This is a genomic window from Pseudoalteromonas sp. L23, from assembly GCF_021728455.1.
GTDB lineage: Bacteria > Pseudomonadota > Gammaproteobacteria > Enterobacterales > Alteromonadaceae > Pseudoalteromonas.
The window spans coordinates 200,843-218,905 of the sequence record NZ_JAKKCW010000007.1; the positions used below are offsets into that span (position 1 = coordinate 200,843).

Sequence of the window (18,063 nt, forward strand, 5' to 3'; positions counted from 1 at the left end):
AAGTGGTTTGATAATGCCTATAGTTCACTTACATTTCAAACAAGCAAAAAAAACAAAAATAACCATAACTAACAACAAGTTGACTCAAAGCATTATGAAAGGATATGGATATTATTTGATAATATTAGGGTTGTTTTGAAGGCTAGTCGGCAGACGTATTACATGGTGCAAGCGCTAAATAAACTGGTTTTCCACTTAAGCTTGAGTGCATGTTTATTTCATCTTCACTTGATTTCCAAAAAAATATATTCGATCGAGTGTGATAAAACTGAACCGCAAAACCAGTACTTTCATCATCTGTACAAATAAAATAATCTACAGAGATGTCAGGGTACGTATTGGACTGTTCAAATATCATGTACCCGTAACTTGCATTGGGTGTGATCTTGAGTATTCTCTTGCCAGTAGTGAGTTGAGGCGTATCTTTAAGCGCGTACTGTATGATTCCGCTGGAGTGTGAAAAGAAAGGCTTAAAATGGCTATCAGTCGAGAGGTACTCAAATAGTACCTCTTCCTTATGAACGGGTCCTTGTTCAATTTGATTGCGTATTGACTTCACTCCCCCTCCGGCCAAAATGTATTCCACTGGCTGAGGGATAAAAGTTAACTCTTTAATAAGTATAACATTGGTTAAAAGCCAAACAGCACGCATCAATCGAGCGACCCTTTTAGCTTACATAAAATGCTTTGTGGTTTTATCGTCCATACCACAGGCCATGCTGTCCTGATTACACATCACGCTGTAGGTCAATAGCTCCTTTACTATTTCATTAGTACCAGCACCATTAACGCTAGATGCTTGTGATTTAGTTAGTTGCTTTAGTTGCTTTTTTTTAATTGAAAGTTTCATTTTTTTTATTCCGTTTTATTGTAGAGCAAGGTCTAGCATAGCGATAAATCAAAAACTTGCTATTAGCAAAACCTTAGGAAAGCTAATTTGAATATTAGGATAAGTATCTCAATAAGTTTGACTGGATAAATTAGATCCCCTAGACTAAGTTTTCCTTATTACATCTGCATTTCTCGCATATGTACCAGCCCGAGGCACCGCCATGCTCTCGGGCTTTTTTATTTGGTCTCAAAGACCGTGATTGCATTTTGCTTACGTGTGATAGCAAAAGTTAGATAACTGCCATCATTATCGATTAGCCTCATATTTAACAGATTTCCTTGTTCACTAGGATCGTAGGACTTTAGTTCATTTTGCGATAAAGCTTCGGGGTCAAACTCCATTAGCTTTTTACCGTCAAAGTAAATTAACTCTGCTCCAAATAATGTAAAGTTGGGGAAAAATGGTTCAACGTAGGTGCTTTGCCCAGTAAATGCTCCCTCTTCGAGATCGTATAGCCGTACCTCTCTGAAAAAATTCTGCGTAATACACTTTGACTCTGTAAAGCAGGTAAACCAAAGAACATCTCTTATCGGCAGTAGGCGTTGCTTTCCAGTCATACTGTCTATAAGAAGCGCTCTATTTATCTTGCCCTTTTGTACCACTACAGCTATCTGAGAATCATTAGACGCTTCAATCTCAACCACTTTCTCATCAAATGAGAATTCATTGACTAACTTACCAGTGAGGTCAAACACCTTGATATCTTTATCTAACCTTATATAAATCAATGATTTACTCTTATTCACCTTAACCCGATAAGCAAACTCATCTAACTGTACTTGGCGAATAACACGGCCTTGCTTGTCTAAAAAACTAAGTAAATGCTCATTAATATGATCAACATTGGAAATAACAACAAATTGATCCATATTTTCCAATGCAGCGGCATCTCTGGCCCCTACAATATCCAGCTGCTTGACAAGATCTTTTGAATACAGTGTTGTTACCACTTCAAAGTCTTTTTGTTGCGCCAAATATTTATCTTTTGCTACACGCCAAATATTCCTATACTCGACTGATGAGTTATTTTTGATGTTCTCAACTTCAACTCCCTGATCGATGTCAAATGCTTTGACACTTTGGGACAGTAAATCAAACCAATATAACTGGTTATCAACAATCGTAAAGTTGTTTACGACTCCTGTAATGGTTGCTACCTGGACTAGGTTACTGCCTTCAACATCGGTATAAAAAACTTCTGTAAACTCACTTTGCATCCGTTTGAAATACACTCGTCCGTTACTGGAGTCATAATGCAGTAATTGATCGCCAAATGAACTTGCGTTTGGAGAAGATATTCTAAACTCAAGCTCTCTTTTTCTATCGAAAATATAAAGTGCAGCAGTATGGCTCTTTTCACGAAAGCCTAGCTTGTCGTAGAGTAGATAACGATTATCAACTTCTAATAGGTTGCGAATTTGCTTATCACATCCCATTACTTTTTGCGCATCAGTTTCCTTCAAATAATCAATACGCCATATGGCACAAGCACCATCTGCAGTTTTCTCTCTGTAGAATAGGTGCGAAAGAGAAGTAGAAAAACCTAAAGGCTCTACACTGCTGTCAGGAAAAGTAAATTTCTTTGCATCATCGTGTTTCATCGAACGAACAACAATAGATTTACTCGTGTCAGATTCCGACAAATAAGCATAATAATTGCTGTCAGGGTGCAATATTAAATAACTGTAATATGCCTCTTGCCAAGTGATAGCTCGCTCCTCAAAACTATCAAATGAATGCTCTTTAAAAGCGCTGAGCGCTTGATTCTCATTTTTTTTAGTAGGGAGGAAATAAAGCATTGATAGCGTGATTGCTACAACAAGAAGCATTAAGCCAATAAGTATTGTGGAGTAATTTTTTTTAGATTTTTTAGTGGGTGGTGGGGTTACTTCTGGATTACTAGATTGGCCGCCATCTTCAAAAAGAACAATTTCTCTATCTACCGCTAAGCTATAACCTTTACGGTAGTGAGTCTTAATAATAACGCCTTTGAACTTTTCTGACTTTAGCAGTTTTCTGAGTTCAGAGATCGCTCTATTTATTGCGTTATCATCAACATAATGCTGACACCAAACGTCATCAATTAAGTCTTGTCTAGTTATAATCTGATCGATGTTAAGTAACAAATAGCAAAGAATCTTATAAAGCAGTGGCTCTAATTCTCTACTTTCGTCACCATCAGTGATTGTTTGCTTTTTGGGATCTAAAGTCCATTGAGCAAACTTAACAAATTGGACTGTTCTAGTGAAATTTACTTCTTTCATCACTTTTCCGTGCTTTACCTCATCCATGAAGCCTGCGAGTTTCCATTATCGAGAAGACAATACCTATTCTAAGATAACAAAGTTATTTTTCAATAAATACGAACAATTAAAGTAGCATAAAATATAACTTTACCAACCACATTTAACCTAAAACTTAACGTTAAAAACAATAAGTTCAAGGGAATACGCTCACTTATACCCATTACAAATACAAAAGACAATATCGAACCATTATTTCTTTTTTATCATGTAAAAAATGTTATTTTTCCTGGATATTTCAAAGTTCAGAGTACCAATAAAAAATAGAATATAAAAACAGAAAGTTACAGCCCATTCTATATAAAAAGAAGCAAGTGATGCTGTTCAATGCTTGAACAACTCTCGATACCTATTTGCATCGATGCATGCATAACAAATCTTCCTAGTATGGGAATGTCTATAAAGCTTTACACGTTGTCAGCTAAAAATAGTGTGAAGAAATAACTTAGCAGATCCGCTCTCACACCCGACTACTACCTCAGTATCTACGTACCGCAAGGCAAAATTAAGCCATTTAATTGATTTAAATTGCATGGTATATCCGCCCTAAAATTTAATGCAATGGCTCTAATAGCTAGATAGCAAGCCCTTAGCTCTTTACCTGTACGCATAAATTTACCTGTACGCATAAAAAAACCCACGCGATGCGTGGGTTTCCAATAACCAGATAGGTGGTTGCTTATTTGCGCAGCTGGCGAATAACGCGTAGTTGAGCAAGGGCTTCTTCTAGTTGTACTGCAGCTTGTTGGTAATCCAACTCACCGCTAGTACCAGAAGCCATTTGCGCTTGCGCTTCACGTTTAGCTTCTTCAGCAGCTTGCTCGTCAAGCTCTTCCGCACGAATAGCAACGTCCGCTAGAACAGTTACTGTTTGTGGTTGAACTTCAAGCGTACCGCCTGCAACGTAGATAACTTCTTCTGAGCTATCCGCTTTAACCAAACGTACCATACCAGGTTTTAGGCCAGTCAGTAGTGGCGCGTGGCCTGGATGAATACCAAGCTCGCCTTCACTACCTGTCACTTGGATAGTAGTCACAGCGCCAGAGAACAAGCTCTGCTCTGCACTTACTACATCAAGGTGTACTGTCATTGCCATAACAACCTCCTAATTACATGTTTTTAGCTTTATCAACTGCTTCGTCGATTGAGCCAACCATGTAGAATGCCTGCTCAGGCATATCATCGAAATCACCGTTTAGGATGCCCTTAAAGCCAGAGATTGTGTCTTTAAGAGATACGTATTTACCAGGTGCACCTGTAAATACCTCAGCAACGAAGAACGGCTGAGATAGGAAACGCTGGATCTTACGTGCACGAGATACAACTTGCTTATCTTCGTCAGATAGCTCGTCCATACCTAGAATTGCGATGATGTCTTTCAGCTCTTTATAACGCTGTAGAACTGTTTGAACGCCACGTGCAGTGTCGTAGTGCTCTTGACCGATAACTTGTGGGTCAAGCTGACGTGAAGTTGAATCTAGAGGGTCTACCGCAGGGTAGATACCTAGAGACGCGATATCACGAGAAAGTACTACTGTCGCATCTAAGTGAGCAAACGTTGTTGCTGGAGATGGGTCCGTCAAGTCATCCGCAGGTACGTATACCGCTTGGATTGAAGTGATTGAACCTGTCTTAGTTGATGCGATACGCTCCTGTAGAACACCCATTTCTTCAGCTAGTGTAGGCTGGTAACCTACTGCTGAAGGCATACGACCTAGAAGTGCTGATACTTCAGTACCTGCTAGTGTATAACGGTAGATGTTATCTACGAAGAATAGTACGTCACGACCTTCGTCACGGAACTTCTCAGCCATTGTTAGACCAGTTAGTGCAACACGTAGACGGTTACCCGGTGGCTCGTTCATCTGACCATATACTAGTGATACTTTGTCTAGTACGTTTGAGTCATTCATCTCATGGTAGAAGTCATTACCCTCACGAGTACGCTCACCAACACCTGCGAATACTGAGTAACCGCTGTGCTCGATTGCGATGTTACGGATAAGTTCCATCATGTTTACGGTTTTACCTACACCCGCACCACCGAATAGACCAACTTTACCACCTTTAGCGAATGGACATACAAGGTCGATAACCTTGATACCAGTCTCTAGAAGTTCAACTGAGCTGCTCTGCTCTTCGTATGATGGTGCTGCACGGTGAATAGACCAACGCTCTTCTTCACCGATAGGACCCGCTTCGTCAATCGCGTCACCAAGTACGTTCATGATACGACCTAGTGTTGCTGTACCAACTGGAACCTTAATTGGCTCAGCTGTACCTTGTACTGGAGTACCACGACGTAGACCGTCAGTACTACCTAGTGCGATACCACGTACCACACCGCCACCTAGCTGCTGTTGCACTTCTAGTGTCAAACCAGCTAAGTCGCCTTCTGTAACTTTTAGTGCGTCATATACGGCTGGCACGTTGTCTTGTGGAAACTCGATGTCCACAACGGCGCCGATAATTTGGACGACCTTACCTAAACTCATGTCTATTCCTCTTATTAAACTTTGCCGAAGCGTTACACGGCAGCCGAACCGCTCACAATCTCACTGATTTCTTGTGTGATTGCGGCTTGACGTGCCTTGTTGTATACCAGCTGTAGCTCATCAATCAGGCCACCTGCGTTATCAGTTGCGGCTTTCATCGCAACCATACGGGCAGCTTGCTCAGAGGCAGCATTCTCAACTACGCCTTGGTAAACCTGAGACTCAATAAAGCGCACAATTAGTGTCTCTAAAATCGCCTCTGGGCTTGGCTCATATAAGTAATCCCAAGCGTGAGCTGATACTTCTTCTTCAGCTTTTGGCAAAGGTAATAACTGATCGATAACAGGCTCTTGTTTCATTGTGTTGACAAACTTGTTGTACACAACGAATAAGCGGTCAATTTTGCCTTCTTCGTATGCATCTAGCATTACTTTTACAGGACCAATTACGTCCTGTATTGAAGGTGTATCTCCCAGCCCTGCCTTTTTGGCTTCAAGCGAACCACCAAAACGTTTAAAGAAACCAGCAGCTTTGCTACCTAGTGTTGCGAACGACGCCTCAACACCCTTTTCTTTCCACGCTTTCACGTCTTTCGCTACACGCTTAAACTCGTTTGAGTTTAAGCCACCACAAAGACCACGGTCTGTAGAGATAACGATATAACCAACTCGTTTCACATCACGTTCTTCTAGGAACGGGTGATGGAAATCAAGATTAGCCTGAGCAACACGACCGATCACTTTGCGTAAGTTTTCAGCGTATGGACGACTAGACGCTACGCGTTCTTGTGCCTTCTTCATTTTAGAAGCGGCAACCATCTCCATTGCGCTGGTGATCTTTTGAGTATTCTTGATACTCCCGATCTTGCTTTTTATCTCTTTTCCGCTGGCCATGACTCTCTCTCCGAATCTCGGTGAGTAGTTACCTACTCACCTTAATAACACATTACCAAGTTTGCGTAGACTTGAACTTCTCAAGAAGCTCTTTAAGCTGCGCTTCGATCTCGGCGTTGTAGTTACCAGTTTCATTGATTTGAGCCATTAGCTCTGCGTACTCGCTCTTAGCAAATGCGATTAGGCTTGCTTCGAAATCAAGGATCTTGTTGATTTCGATATCTTTTAGGAAGCCTTTCTCTACTGCAAATAGCGATAATGACATATCAGCAACAGACATCGGTGCGTACTGTTTCTGCTTCATTAGCTCTGTTACACGCTCACCGTGTTCAAGCTGTGCACGTGTTGCATCATCAAGGTCAGAAGCGAACTGAGAGAACGCCGCTAGTTCACGGTACTGAGCTAGCGCTAGACGGATACCACCACCTAGTTTCTTAACAATCTTAGTTTGAGCTGCACCACCTACACGAGATACCGAGATACCAGCGTTAACCGCTGGACGGATACCTGCGTTGAACAAGTCAGTTTCTAAGAAGATCTGACCGTCAGTGATTGAGATAACGTTAGTAGGTACGAATGCAGAAACGTCACCACCTTGAGTTTCAATGATTGGCAATGCCGTCAATGAACCTGTTTTACCTTTCACTTCACCATTTGTGAACTTCTCAACGTAGTCAGCGTTTACACGAGACGCACGCTCTAGAAGACGTGAGTGAAGATAGAAAACGTCACCAGGGTATGCTTCACGGCCTGGTGGACGCTTAAGTAGTAGTGAGATTTGACGGTAAGCAACAGCTTGCTTAGACAAATCATCATATACGATTAGTGCATCTTCACCGCGGTCACGGAAGTATTCACCCATAGTACAACCAGAGAACGGCGCTAGGAATTGTAGCGCTGCAGATTCTGATGCAGAAGCAACTACTACGATAGTGTTTGCAAGTGCACCGTGCTCTTCTAGTTTACGTACTACGTTAGCAATTGTTGATGCTTTTTGACCAACCGCTACGTACACACACTTAACGCCTGTGTCTTTTTGGTTGATGATAGCATCGATTGCTAGTGCTGTTTTACCAGTCTGACGGTCACCGATCACAAGCTCACGCTGACCACGACCAACTGGGATCATCGCATCGATAGACTTATAACCAGTTTGTACTGGCTCATCTACTGATTGACGCTCGATTACGCCCGGTGCGATTTTTTCAACTGGTTCAAAACCATCGTTATCAACAGCGCCTTTACCGTCGATTGGTTCACCTAGCGTGTTAACAACACGACCTAGTAGACCACGGCCTACCGGTACTTCAAGGATACGACCAGTTGATTTAACTTTTACGCCTTCTTTAAGGTCAGCGTATGGACCCATTACTACAGCACCTACTGAGTCACGCTCAAGGTTTAGTGCGATAGCATAACGGTTGCCAGGAAGCTCGATCATCTCACCCTGCATACAGTCAGCAAGACCGTGGATACGGATGATACCGTCGGTAACAGATACGATAGTACCTTCGTTACGCGCTTCACTTACAACTTCAAACTGCTCAATGCGTTGCTTGATCAGTGCAGAAATTTCTGTGGAATTAAGTTGCATGCTCTTTTTCCCAATTACGATTGTAGCGACGTCGCAAGACGATCTAACTTGCCGCGAACAGAACCGTCGATTACGGTGTCACCGGCTTTAATCACTAGGCCACTTACAATGGCTTCGTCGATGCTACAATTCAGCTTAACTTTGCGTGCGAAACGTTTCTCAAGTGCCGCGACCAATTTTGCTTGCGTATCATCTGCAAGCACTGTTGCTGAAACCACATCTACTTCGATTTCTTTGTCATAGTCTGCTTTTAATTCAGCAAACAATTCTGCAACAGCTGGGATGGCGGCTAAACGCTCATTTTCGGCCATCAGCTTGATAAGATTTTGACCTTGTTCGTTGAGTTGCTCAGCACATAACTTGATAATGATTTCAGACTGCTGTGATTCAGTAGCAATGCTACCAAGTAGCGCCTGAACCTGCTCGTCGCTGGTAACTTGACCAGCGAAGAACAGCATTTCATTCCAAGCTTCAACTGTGCCTTTTTCAACGGCAAGTTCAAAAGCCGCTTTAGCGTATGGGCGAGCGATAGTAGTCAATTCAGACATGCTCATACCCTCCTACTTAAAGCTCAGCGACAAGTTTTTCAACGATGTCACTGTGTGTGGCTTGATTGATTTCACGCTCTAAAATCTTCTCAGCGCCTGCGATAGAAAGTGCAGCGACTTGTGAACGCAGCTCTTCTTTCACACGGTTGCGCTCAGACTCAATTTCAGAGTGTCCCTGAGCAATGATTTTTTCACGCTCTTGCTGACCACGAGTAGTCTCTTCGTCAACAATTAGCGCAGCACGCTTCTTAGCTTGTTCGATGATTTCAGCCGCTTGTGCTTTCGCTTCTTTCAACTGTTCAGCACCTTGTGCACGTACGCGCTCAAGTTCTTTCTCAGCTTCATCAGATGCCGCTAAACCATCTTCGATTTTCTTCTGGCGAGCTTCAATCGCACCATTTAGTGGTGGCCATACGAACTTCATACAGAACCATACGAAGACCACAAATGCGATTAATTCACCTATTAGAGTGGCGTTTAAGTTCACGACCGCTCCTCCTTACTTGACAGTTGTTCGTTTCAGGTATTTTGCAATATTAAAGAGCGAACAACATGTACATAGCGATACCTACACCGATCATTGCAACGGCATCGATAAGACCAGCTAGGATGAACATTTTAACTTGTAGTGAAGGCGCAAGCTCAGGTTGACGAGCACATGCTTCTAGGAACTTACCACCCATGTTACCGAAGCCTAGTGCAGTACCGATAGCACCAAAACCGATTAGTAGTGCAACAGCGATAAGTTTAATAGCAACTGCGATTTCCATTTTTATCTCCAAAGTTTTAATAGTAAATTAAAGTTTAAGTTTAAATTTAAGTTGTAAAAATCTTTATTATTCAGCTGATTAGTGACTTTCTGTACTAGCCATGCTGAGGTAAACGATAGTCAGCATCATAAATACGAATGCCTGAAGTACGATTACCATAATGTGGAATACTGCCCACACGAAGTGCAGTGGTAACTGCATCAAACCAATTGCACCGATAAGGATGAAGATCATCTCACCTGCGTATAAGTTACCGAACAAACGAAGTGCTAGCGAGAACGGCTTAGCAACCAATGCGATTGTTTCAAGTAGTAAGTTAAACGGGATCAACACTGCCATCATTAGTTTGTTTTTAGAGCTAAATGGGTGCAATGTTAATTCTGCAATAAAGCCACCGATGCCTTTGATTTTAATTGAATAACCGATCATCAGAATAAACACGCCTAGCGCCAGTGCTGCAGTCATGTTTAAGTCTGTTGTAGGTACAATCTTCATGTACACATCGTGTGAATCCATACCAAATGCTTGTTCACCAACAAAGCCAGCGAATGCAGGTAGGAAGTCAACAGGAACTAAGTCCATCAAGTTCATTAGGAATACCCAAACGAAGATCGTTAGGGCTAAAGGTGCAACTAACTTGCTGTTACCATGATAAGTGTCACGTACGTTGGCACCAACGAACTCAACAACCATCTCGATAAAGCACTGGAATTTACCAGGAACACCTATAGTGGATTTTTTAGCGGCACTTCGGAAGATCCATAAAAATATCAGACCTAAACCGATTGACCATGCGAGGGTATCTACATGCCATGTCCAGAAACCACTATCCGCACATGCTTTGTTGAAGGCAAGACCGGCATCGGTCGAGCACATCTTGGCATTGGTCAAGTGGTGCTGAATATGGCTTGATAGAGTAACTTCTTCTGCAGCCATGTTTTATCCCAAAAGTTAATGATTAAAAAAAATCAGGACCAACCATTGTGTCAGCATCACGAGCATATACGCGCCAAAGAAAGGCAGCATCATTACTGAAAAATGCTTAAAAATCAGTGCAAAGAGCACAACAGTTAGCAAAAATTTTAATCCATTTCCTCGTTTTATCGAGGAATATACTTGATTTGCTTTGCTTGCACCCATAAATCGAAAGGCGTAAGCAGCAAATACAAAATTAGGGAGTACCAACACAGCGCCGCCAGCTAATGCTGAAACTCCGGCTTGTACTCCCCAACCTATAAAAACGATTACTGCAGCGACTAATGCTACGATACCCTGAATCAAAACACCTTGTAATGCGGCTCGCCTATATGGACGGGCTAACGAATGAGTCACTTTATATTAACCTTAATGACGTTAAATTTTATCAGGGTATGAAAACTGGCGAAATTATACTTGTTTCTGCTTAATTTGCAACTTGACGAGGCGAAATGTGACGTTTTTTGGACGCCAAATAGGTCAAAATTTGTTAGGGAGGAAGGCTTAAATTAAAGCCTGTACAAGAGTGGCTATTTTTCCATCAAAGTTCTTAGTATTCTCGCTATTTCGCAGCATATCGGTGAGGAAATAGCGGCGCAAAATAAAGCACCGCATTCACGGATTAGTCAATTGGTTAAGTTTACAGTTAGTCAGCTTCATTCATTTCAGGGTTAATACGCCCCAAAATACCATCAAGCTCATCCAAACTAGCATAGGAAATAACCAGTTTACCTTTGCCTTTTTGGTTGTAGTTGATCTCAACTTTTGCGCCTAAGTTTTCCTGTAATTGCTGTTCAAGCAGCTTCACATCAGGATCTTTTTGCTTCGCTTCTTTTTTCTCAACAGGCTCTAAAATGGTGCGAACCAGTTTTTCGGTTTCTCTTACGGTTAATCCCTTGGCCACAGCAGTTCTTGCTGCTTCAGATTGCGCTTCACCAGTTAGGGCAAGTAAACAACGAGCATGACCCATTTCTATGTCGCCATGTTCCAACAAGATTTTTACATCATCGTTGAGATTGTTGAGACGAAGTAAATTGGTGACCGTCGTACGCGATTTACCCACCGCATCAGCAACCTGCTGATGCGTGAGTTCAAATTCATTAAGCAATCGATCTAGAGCAATTGCTTCTTCCATCGCATTGAGGTCTTCACGCTGAATGTTTTCAATAAGGGCAATAGCAACAGCCGCTTCATCCGGCACATCTTTGATTAAACAAGGAACGGTATCTTGCTTTGCTAGTTGTGCCGCACGCCAACGTCTCTCACCGGCAATAATTTCAAAGCTTTGCGTGGTAACTTTACGCACCACAATAGGCTGTAAAATCCCCTGTGAACGGATCGAACTCGCCAGTTCCTCAAGTGCCTGTTCAGACATATCTTTACGCGGCTGATATTTACCCGGCTTTAGCCACTCAATAGGTAATCGTTGTAACTCTTGTTCAACCGCCGATTCGGCAGGTGCTTCACAGACTGTCGCAACCGCTTCTTGTTGATTAGGCACAGGTGCCGCAGCACTTGGATTAGGATTAGGTTTAGCTGAGCTGAGTAGGGCATCCAACCCTCGGCCTAAACCACGTTTTTTAACCGACATGTTCTTTTTATCCTCTTAGGCAACCGCAGCTGCTTGCTTTTCTTTGCGTCTTAGCATTTCACCCGCTAGCGCTAGATAAGCTTTCGCACCGCTTGATGCTCTATCATAATACATCGCAGGCGCTCCAAAACTTGGCGCCTCCGCTAATCGCACATTACGAGGGATCACAGTCCGGTACACTTTATCGCCAAAGTGTTGTTTTAACTGCTCAGATACGTCGTTAGCTAGACGATTACGCGGGTCGTACATAGTGCGCAAAATGCCTTCAATTTGCAATCCTGGATTCACCAACTTACCGAGTTGGGTAATGGTGTCCATTAAAGCTGTTAATCCCTCCAGTGCATAATATTCACACTGCATCGGAACTAAAACCGCATCGGCGGCAGCCATGGCATTTACCGTTAGCATATTTAATGAAGGTGGACAGTCGATGAATATATACTCATATTTATCTTTTATCGTCTCAAGGGCGTTGCGTAGTCTCACTTCGCGCGCAAACAACTCCATCAGTTTGACTTCTGCCGCGGTTACATCCCCATTGGCTGCGATCAAATGATACTCACCACTGGTTTCTGTGGTGATCACTTGATCCATTGGCGCTTCTTCGATCAATAGATCATAAACCGTTGCGACATCGGCGTATTTATCAACACCACTGCCCATGGTTGCATTGCCTTGAGGATCGAGATCGATCAACAGAACTTTACGTTTAGTCGCCGCCATGGACGCGGCTAAATTCACCGCAGTGGTTGTTTTACCAACACCACCTTTTTGGTTTGCTATTGCAATGACTCTTGCCACATTGTCCTCGACAATTAATCTTTAGAAAGAATGATTAAATGGCGCTCACCTTCAAGCTTGGGCACCACTAAACTAATATCTTGCGATAAACTCACGCCGTTTGGTAGTTGTTCTAGCTCATCCGCAGGGTATTGACCCTTTAGTGCTAAGAATACACCTTGGTTATCGATTAAATGTGAACACCACTGGATCATATCTTGTAGTGATGCAAAAGCACGGCTGAGTACACCGTCTAATTTAACACTTGGCTGATATTCTTCAACTCGAGACTGCACTGGGGTAACATTCTCAATGCCAAGCCCATGTTTTACCTGCATTAAAAATCGAACTCTTTTACCAAGGCTATCAAGAAGAACAAAATTGATGTCCGGTCTAGCTATCGCTAAAACCATACCCGGTAAACCCGGTCCGGTGCCAACATCAATATAGTTACTGCCCGTTAAGTGTGGCGCAACAACCAAAGAATCCATGATGTGTTTTACCATCATTTCTTTTGGGTCACGAACGGAAGTGAGGTTGTAGGCTTTGTTCCATTTATCCAGCAGCTGGACATATTCGACCAACTGCTGCTTTTGTTGTTCGCTGAGCTCGATAGAGGTATCAGCGAGTAATTCATTCAATTGTTCTAGTAACACAGTGTTCCACTGCTATTACGCCGACTTACGTAATAGCCCTTGCTTTTTCAGATACACTAATAATAGCGAAATAGCAGCAGGGGTGATACCAGAAATACGTGAAGCTTGGCCAATCGTTTGTGGACGAGCATCACTCAGCTTTGCCACAACCTCATTTGACAGGCCGCTTACCAGACTATAATCAAACTCGGCAGGCAGTAATGCCTCTTCATGACGAAGCTGTTTATTAATCTCATCTTGTTGACGCGCAATGTAACCGGCGTACTTAGTTTGGATCTCAACCTGTTCAAGGGCTGGAATATTATCAAACTCAGATCCTAATCCTTCGATTGCCATCAGGTCGTGATAATTAACCTCTGGACGGCGGATCAGATCTTCAAGACTGGCTTCGCGTACCAGTGGTTTTTTCAATAATCCATTTACCGCTTCAAGTGCAGGGTGATCTTTATGGATCCAAGTATTGCGCAGACGCTGTGCTTCTTGTTCCATAACTTCAAGCTTGTCGTTGTATGCAGCCCAGCGTTCATCGTCAACTAAACCTAATTCGCGACCTTTTTCCGTTAGACGTAAATCCGCATTGTCTTCACGTAGTAACAAACGGTATTCAGCACGAGAGGTAAACATACGATAAGGTTCTTTTGTACCAAGCGTTGCTAAGTCGTCAATCAACACACCGGCATAAGCTTCATCACGGCGCGGTGTCCATGCTTCACGGCCTTGAACTTGAAGAGCTGCGTTCATACCCGCAATCAAACCTTGGGCCCCAGCTTCTTCATAACCGGTTGTACCGTTTATTTGACCTGCAAAGAATAAGCCATTGATAAACTTAGTTTCTAATGATTGCTTTAGGTCTCGAGGATCGAAGAAGTCGTACTCAATTGCATAACCAGGACGACAAATATGCGCATTCTCAAAGCCTTTAATAGAACGCACGATCTCCAGTTGGATATCAAATGGTAAGCTGGTGGAAATACCATTTGGATACAGCTCGTATGACGTTAAGCCTTCAGGTTCTACGAAGATCTGATGCTTTTCTTTATCAGCAAAACGCACAATTTTATCTTCGATGGAAGGACAGTAACGCGGACCAATCCCCTCAATCACGCCAGCATACATCGGCGAGCGATGTAAGTTATTACGGATCACATCATGGGTTTTTTCATTGGTATAGGTGATATAACAAGGGATCTGTTTTGGATGATCAGACACTTTGCCCATAAACGAGAAAACCGGAGTAGGGGTATCGCCTGGTTGCTCTTGCATCACTGAAAAATCAACTGTTCTTGCATCGATACGTGGTGGTGTACCCGTTTTTAGTCGATCAACTCTAAAAGGCATTTCACGTAAACGCTCAGCCAAAGCGATAGAAGGAGGATCGCCAGCACGGCCGCCTTTGAAGTTTTCTAAACCAATATGGATCTGGCCACCCAAGAAAGTACCAACCGTTAGCACCACTGAAGAAGCGCTAAAGCGTAAACCCATTTGAGTTACGACACCTTTGACCTGATCACTTTCAACAATCAGATCATCACAAGATTGTTGGAAGATCTTTAAGTTTTCTTGATGTTGCAAAATGTCTTGGATCGCCGCTTTATACAATGCGCGATCTGCCTGAGCACGAGTCGCTCGTACCGCAGGGCCTTTCGATGAATTAAGCGTTCGAAATTGGATCCCACCTTTATCGATTGCTTTGGCCATTGCACCACCAAGCGCATCGATCTCTTTAACCAAATGACCTTTACCAATCCCACCAATAGCTGGGTTACACGACATTTGACCTAAGGTATCCATATTGTGTGTTAACAATAAGGTATTCATACCCATACGTGCAGCTGCAAGTGCAGCTTCAGTGCCTGCGTGTCCACCACCAACAACGATGACATCAAAATGTTCATGATAAATCATTTACGGGATCCTACTTAAAACAACCGAGCAAATTTAGAAAGGATGCGTATTCTACCTAGAATTAACCAGAAGTGAAATGGTTAAACTTTGCACAACGCAAAAAAGAGATCACTTAAAATATATAAGGATCTTTTTAAAGATCTTTATTGATCTTACTACTACTGATCCTTTGATCTGTGAATAGTTTTGTATTCCTGTTTAGATCCAACTGCTTAACTAAGATCAATTGGTGTGAATTAGATCGGATCAATGGGCTTAAAACCTTTGATCAACTTGCCACTTTATTCACAGGGCTAGATCTGAATTATTTTATCCAATGGATAAGTAAGCGTAGATCAGCAGTTAGATCATAGGTTATCCACAATACGATCTAAAATAGACTGAATTTGTGAATAACTTCTGTGTATTTCAGTGTCGCGCCGTTAAGCGACACATTCAACAAACTTAGGTAACCAAGCAATAGCGGTATCTTCTGGTAGATCTGGGTGTAAAACATCGATCTTTTCTATGTCTAACAGCTGTGTTGCACCTTTTTCTTTAAGTAGATCAGCAAGATTAATAGCTGCATGATTAAAGGTGTCATAACTTGAATCACCAATTCCTACTACCGCAAAGCGTAACTGGCTTAGATCCGAGCTCGCTTTTAATGCTGATATAAAAGGTAATAAGTTTTCTGGATAGTCACCGGCCCCATAAGTTGATGTCACCACCAGCCAAAGTGCTTGCTGACAAGCTTCAAGCTCGGGTTTTTCATGCAAATTCACGGTATAACCTTGAGATTCAAGCGATTCCATTAGCTGTTCAGCAACGTATTCTGCTGATCCCATTTGGCTGCCTACAATAAGATCTAAAGTTTGCATTGTTACCCTTACCTAAGTCGTATTGCGCGCCATCTTAGCGTTTAACGTGAATATGTAAAGAGGGCTTTGAGGTTATTGGATAAAAATATTTGCACAAATAGTGTGTAATTTTTAGTGTTTTTACTTATCTATATGAAATAAAAACAGAAAATAAAATATTCCCAAGCTTAACTCGGTGATTTATTTGTGGATAATCTATGGGATAGCTGAGCCTAAAAATACTTTTTTAAGCCAAAGCGCATGCTTGAAACGGTAAGATCTCCGCTGTTTTTGAACAAATTTTGAGGTTGTGGATGAGGTGTTGTGGATAACGATCTAAAAGCTGGAAGTCGATCCAGTCTTTTAGATCTATATAGTTAGATCCATATAATAAAAGAATCTAAAAAAGCGATCAGATCTTGTGATTTATTTGGTTTGACAGCCAAGTTGTGCGGACTGATTGCTCAAATAAGAAGTCTACAGTATGTTCTTCGAGCAGCCTTCTGGTGGCTGATTCTTGTAGTGCTATCAGATGATCGCTGAGAGCGTTACCCGATGAGATACGTTTGACTCCTAACTCTGCTAACGCCTGTTTATCACTAAATCCGGGCAACAGCATCACATTGACTGGAATTGAAAGCAGGGCTGTTAGGCGTTTTATCATCGTGGTGTTGGTTAAACCGGGAATAAAAAAGCCATCGCAACCTGCTGCTTGATAGGCGAGTGCACGCTCATGCAGTGCCGCTTCAGTCCACTGTGGTTGTAAGCAAAGATCGCAACGGGCATTAATAAAAAAATGATCGAAACCGCCATGACGTAAAGCTTGTTTGATTGCCTGCAATAACGCTTGGTGTGCCTTTATATCGCGTAAGCTGTTCTGGTGACTGGGTTTGTCTTCAATATTGATACCTGCAACGCCAAGGTCGGCCAATTGGATAATATGGTTGATGATCTGATTTTGATCCGCGCTGTAGCCTGCCTCAATATCAACACTCAATGGAATAGTGATCACCTTAAGGATGGCACTTACTGTTTGTAGTACACGGTCAAATGTGAGTTGTTCTCCATCTTTGTAGCCCTGATGATTAGACATGCCCCAGCTTGTTGTCGCAACGGCCTGACCACCAGCCTGTTCGATGATAAGCGCTGATGATGGATCCCAGCAGTTAGCTAGAAAAAGCGGGGCTGATTGTTGGTGTAGTGCATTGAAAGTTGTAAAAAGAGCCATTTTATTTCTCCTAAGTTGAAACGCTTAGGATACGCAGTGTACGGATGTTGGACTGGCCAGATTTAGCACTTAACGTGATTGGGTAGATTTGCGGTTATCGCTCAGATCCTTATTATAAGTGTGCTGCTCTTTACTTTTTATTAATGTTTATCAAAAGCTTAACGATAAGTTTGATGTTGACCTAGTTATATGGATTCGAAATAATAGTGTTGATATTAAGGAACTACAAAAGGTAAAACATGGATAAGGATCTGCACATTAGTGCTGCTGAAAATTGGTACTCATTTCGTATTAATGCATCTGGAGAGTTGGAATTTAAACGCGTCGCACTGTGGGCTGCTGATAAACAGGGTTCTGTAAGAGGGTTAGTCTCTGGTACTGCCAACAAAAAATTCGCCAACTATTTATACAATGCGCCATACGCACACGGTGGTTATATTCATTGGGATGATATGGCACCCGATCAACAGAAAAAAGCAAAGCAGGACTGTCAAATAGATATCGACAGGTTAAAGGAGCTGCAAGCTGAGGATACGAACGCGTAGCTGCCACTCGCTGTGTTTAGCATTTGCTTGAAATTGCCGCAGTTCACAA

19 protein-coding genes are annotated in these 18,063 nt (G+C 42.4%); 1 reads left to right on the top strand and 18 read right to left on the bottom strand.

Annotated features, from left to right (window positions below; genetic code table 11):
- Window positions 1–142 precede the first annotated feature (142 nt).
- The 18 genes from L3V43_RS13585 to L3V43_RS13670 all read right to left on the bottom strand — a co-directional run bounded on the left by L3V43_RS13585 (window position 143) and on the right by L3V43_RS13670 (window position 17,469).
- Window positions 143–655 (bottom strand): hypothetical protein, encoded by a 513-nt coding sequence (locus L3V43_RS13585; RefSeq protein ID WP_157782773.1) that lies wholly within the window; start codon window positions 653–655, stop codon window positions 143–145.
- Between the two features lie 18 nt (window positions 656–673).
- Window positions 674–850, bottom strand: coding sequence for a hypothetical protein (locus L3V43_RS13590; protein ID WP_157782774.1), 177 nt, complete (start codon window positions 848–850; stop codon window positions 674–676).
- Between the two features lie 218 nt (window positions 851–1,068).
- Window positions 1,069–3,156, bottom strand: a complete 2,088-nt coding sequence (locus L3V43_RS13595) for a winged helix-turn-helix domain-containing protein (protein ID WP_237116686.1) — start codon at window positions 3,154–3,156, stop codon at window positions 1,069–1,071.
- A 718-nt stretch (window positions 3,157–3,874) separates the two neighbouring features.
- The gene (locus L3V43_RS13600) at window positions 3,875–4,291 is read right to left on the bottom strand and encodes a F0F1 ATP synthase subunit epsilon (RefSeq protein WP_010604138.1); all 417 of its coding nucleotides are present in this window, start codon (window positions 4,289–4,291) and stop codon (window positions 3,875–3,877) included.
- Between the two features lie 13 nt (window positions 4,292–4,304).
- Window positions 4,305–5,690 (bottom strand): F0F1 ATP synthase subunit beta, encoded by a 1,386-nt coding sequence (gene atpD, locus L3V43_RS13605; protein ID WP_102057817.1) that lies wholly within the window; start codon window positions 5,688–5,690, stop codon window positions 4,305–4,307.
- 32 nt (window positions 5,691–5,722) lie between these two features.
- Window positions 5,723–6,583 carry a F0F1 ATP synthase subunit gamma gene (gene atpG, locus L3V43_RS13610; RefSeq protein WP_017218545.1) on the bottom strand — a complete coding sequence of 287 codons (861 nt, stop codon included), beginning with the start codon at window positions 6,581–6,583 and terminating at the stop codon, window positions 5,723–5,725.
- 52 nt (window positions 6,584–6,635) lie between these two features.
- The gene (gene atpA, locus L3V43_RS13615) at window positions 6,636–8,177 is read right to left on the bottom strand and encodes a F0F1 ATP synthase subunit alpha (RefSeq protein WP_010376884.1); all 1,542 of its coding nucleotides are present in this window, start codon (window positions 8,175–8,177) and stop codon (window positions 6,636–6,638) included.
- Window positions 8,178–8,191: 14 nt separating this feature from the next.
- Window positions 8,192–8,725 carry a F0F1 ATP synthase subunit delta gene (gene atpH, locus L3V43_RS13620; RefSeq protein ID WP_010604141.1) on the bottom strand — a complete coding sequence of 178 codons (534 nt, stop codon included), beginning with the start codon at window positions 8,723–8,725 and terminating at the stop codon, window positions 8,192–8,194.
- 16 nt (window positions 8,726–8,741) lie between these two features.
- Window positions 8,742–9,212: a F0F1 ATP synthase subunit B gene (gene atpF, locus L3V43_RS13625; protein WP_010376882.1), complete on the bottom strand. Its 471-nt coding sequence runs from the start codon at window positions 9,210–9,212 to the stop codon at window positions 8,742–8,744.
- Between the two features lie 49 nt (window positions 9,213–9,261).
- Window positions 9,262–9,495 (bottom strand): F0F1 ATP synthase subunit C, encoded by a 234-nt coding sequence (atpE, locus tag L3V43_RS13630; protein ID WP_010376881.1) that lies wholly within the window; start codon window positions 9,493–9,495, stop codon window positions 9,262–9,264.
- A 78-nt stretch (window positions 9,496–9,573) separates the two neighbouring features.
- On the bottom strand, window positions 9,574–10,431 hold the full coding sequence (gene atpB / locus L3V43_RS13635; RefSeq protein ID WP_010376880.1) for a F0F1 ATP synthase subunit A: 858 nt from the start codon (window positions 10,429–10,431) through the stop codon (window positions 9,574–9,576).
- Window positions 10,432–10,446: 15 nt separating this feature from the next.
- Window positions 10,447–10,827: an ATP synthase subunit I gene (locus tag L3V43_RS13640; protein WP_010604145.1), complete on the bottom strand. Its 381-nt coding sequence runs from the start codon at window positions 10,825–10,827 to the stop codon at window positions 10,447–10,449.
- A gap of 289 nt (window positions 10,828–11,116) precedes the next feature.
- Window positions 11,117–12,061: a ParB/RepB/Spo0J family partition protein gene (locus L3V43_RS13645; RefSeq protein WP_237116685.1), complete on the bottom strand. Its 945-nt coding sequence runs from the start codon at window positions 12,059–12,061 to the stop codon at window positions 11,117–11,119.
- Between the two features lie 15 nt (window positions 12,062–12,076).
- Window positions 12,077–12,862 carry a ParA family protein gene (locus L3V43_RS13650; protein WP_010376876.1) on the bottom strand — a complete coding sequence of 262 codons (786 nt, stop codon included), beginning with the start codon at window positions 12,860–12,862 and terminating at the stop codon, window positions 12,077–12,079.
- A 14-nt stretch (window positions 12,863–12,876) separates the two neighbouring features.
- On the bottom strand, window positions 12,877–13,497 hold the full coding sequence (gene rsmG, locus L3V43_RS13655) for a 16S rRNA (guanine(527)-N(7))-methyltransferase RsmG (RefSeq protein ID WP_010376874.1): 621 nt from the start codon (window positions 13,495–13,497) through the stop codon (window positions 12,877–12,879).
- A 15-nt stretch (window positions 13,498–13,512) separates the two neighbouring features.
- The gene (gene mnmG / locus L3V43_RS13660; protein ID WP_206473587.1) at window positions 13,513–15,402 is read right to left on the bottom strand and encodes a tRNA uridine-5-carboxymethylaminomethyl(34) synthesis enzyme MnmG; all 1,890 of its coding nucleotides are present in this window, start codon (window positions 15,400–15,402) and stop codon (window positions 13,513–13,515) included.
- Between the two features lie 422 nt (window positions 15,403–15,824).
- A complete protein-coding gene (mioC, locus tag L3V43_RS13665; protein ID WP_010604148.1) occupies window positions 15,825–16,262 on the bottom strand; it encodes an FMN-binding protein MioC in 438 nt (145 codons plus the stop codon).
- 391 nt (window positions 16,263–16,653) lie between these two features.
- Window positions 16,654–17,469 carry an isocitrate lyase/phosphoenolpyruvate mutase family protein gene (locus L3V43_RS13670; RefSeq protein ID WP_237116684.1) on the bottom strand — a complete coding sequence of 272 codons (816 nt, stop codon included), beginning with the start codon at window positions 17,467–17,469 and terminating at the stop codon, window positions 16,654–16,656.
- A 239-nt stretch (window positions 17,470–17,708) separates the two neighbouring features.
- On the opposite strand from L3V43_RS13670, the gene L3V43_RS13675 reads away from it, so the two are divergent.
- On the top strand, window positions 17,709–18,014 hold the full coding sequence (locus L3V43_RS13675; RefSeq protein ID WP_102057821.1) for a hypothetical protein: 306 nt from the start codon (window positions 17,709–17,711) through the stop codon (window positions 18,012–18,014).
- The last annotated feature ends 49 nt before the right edge of the window (window positions 18,015–18,063 follow it).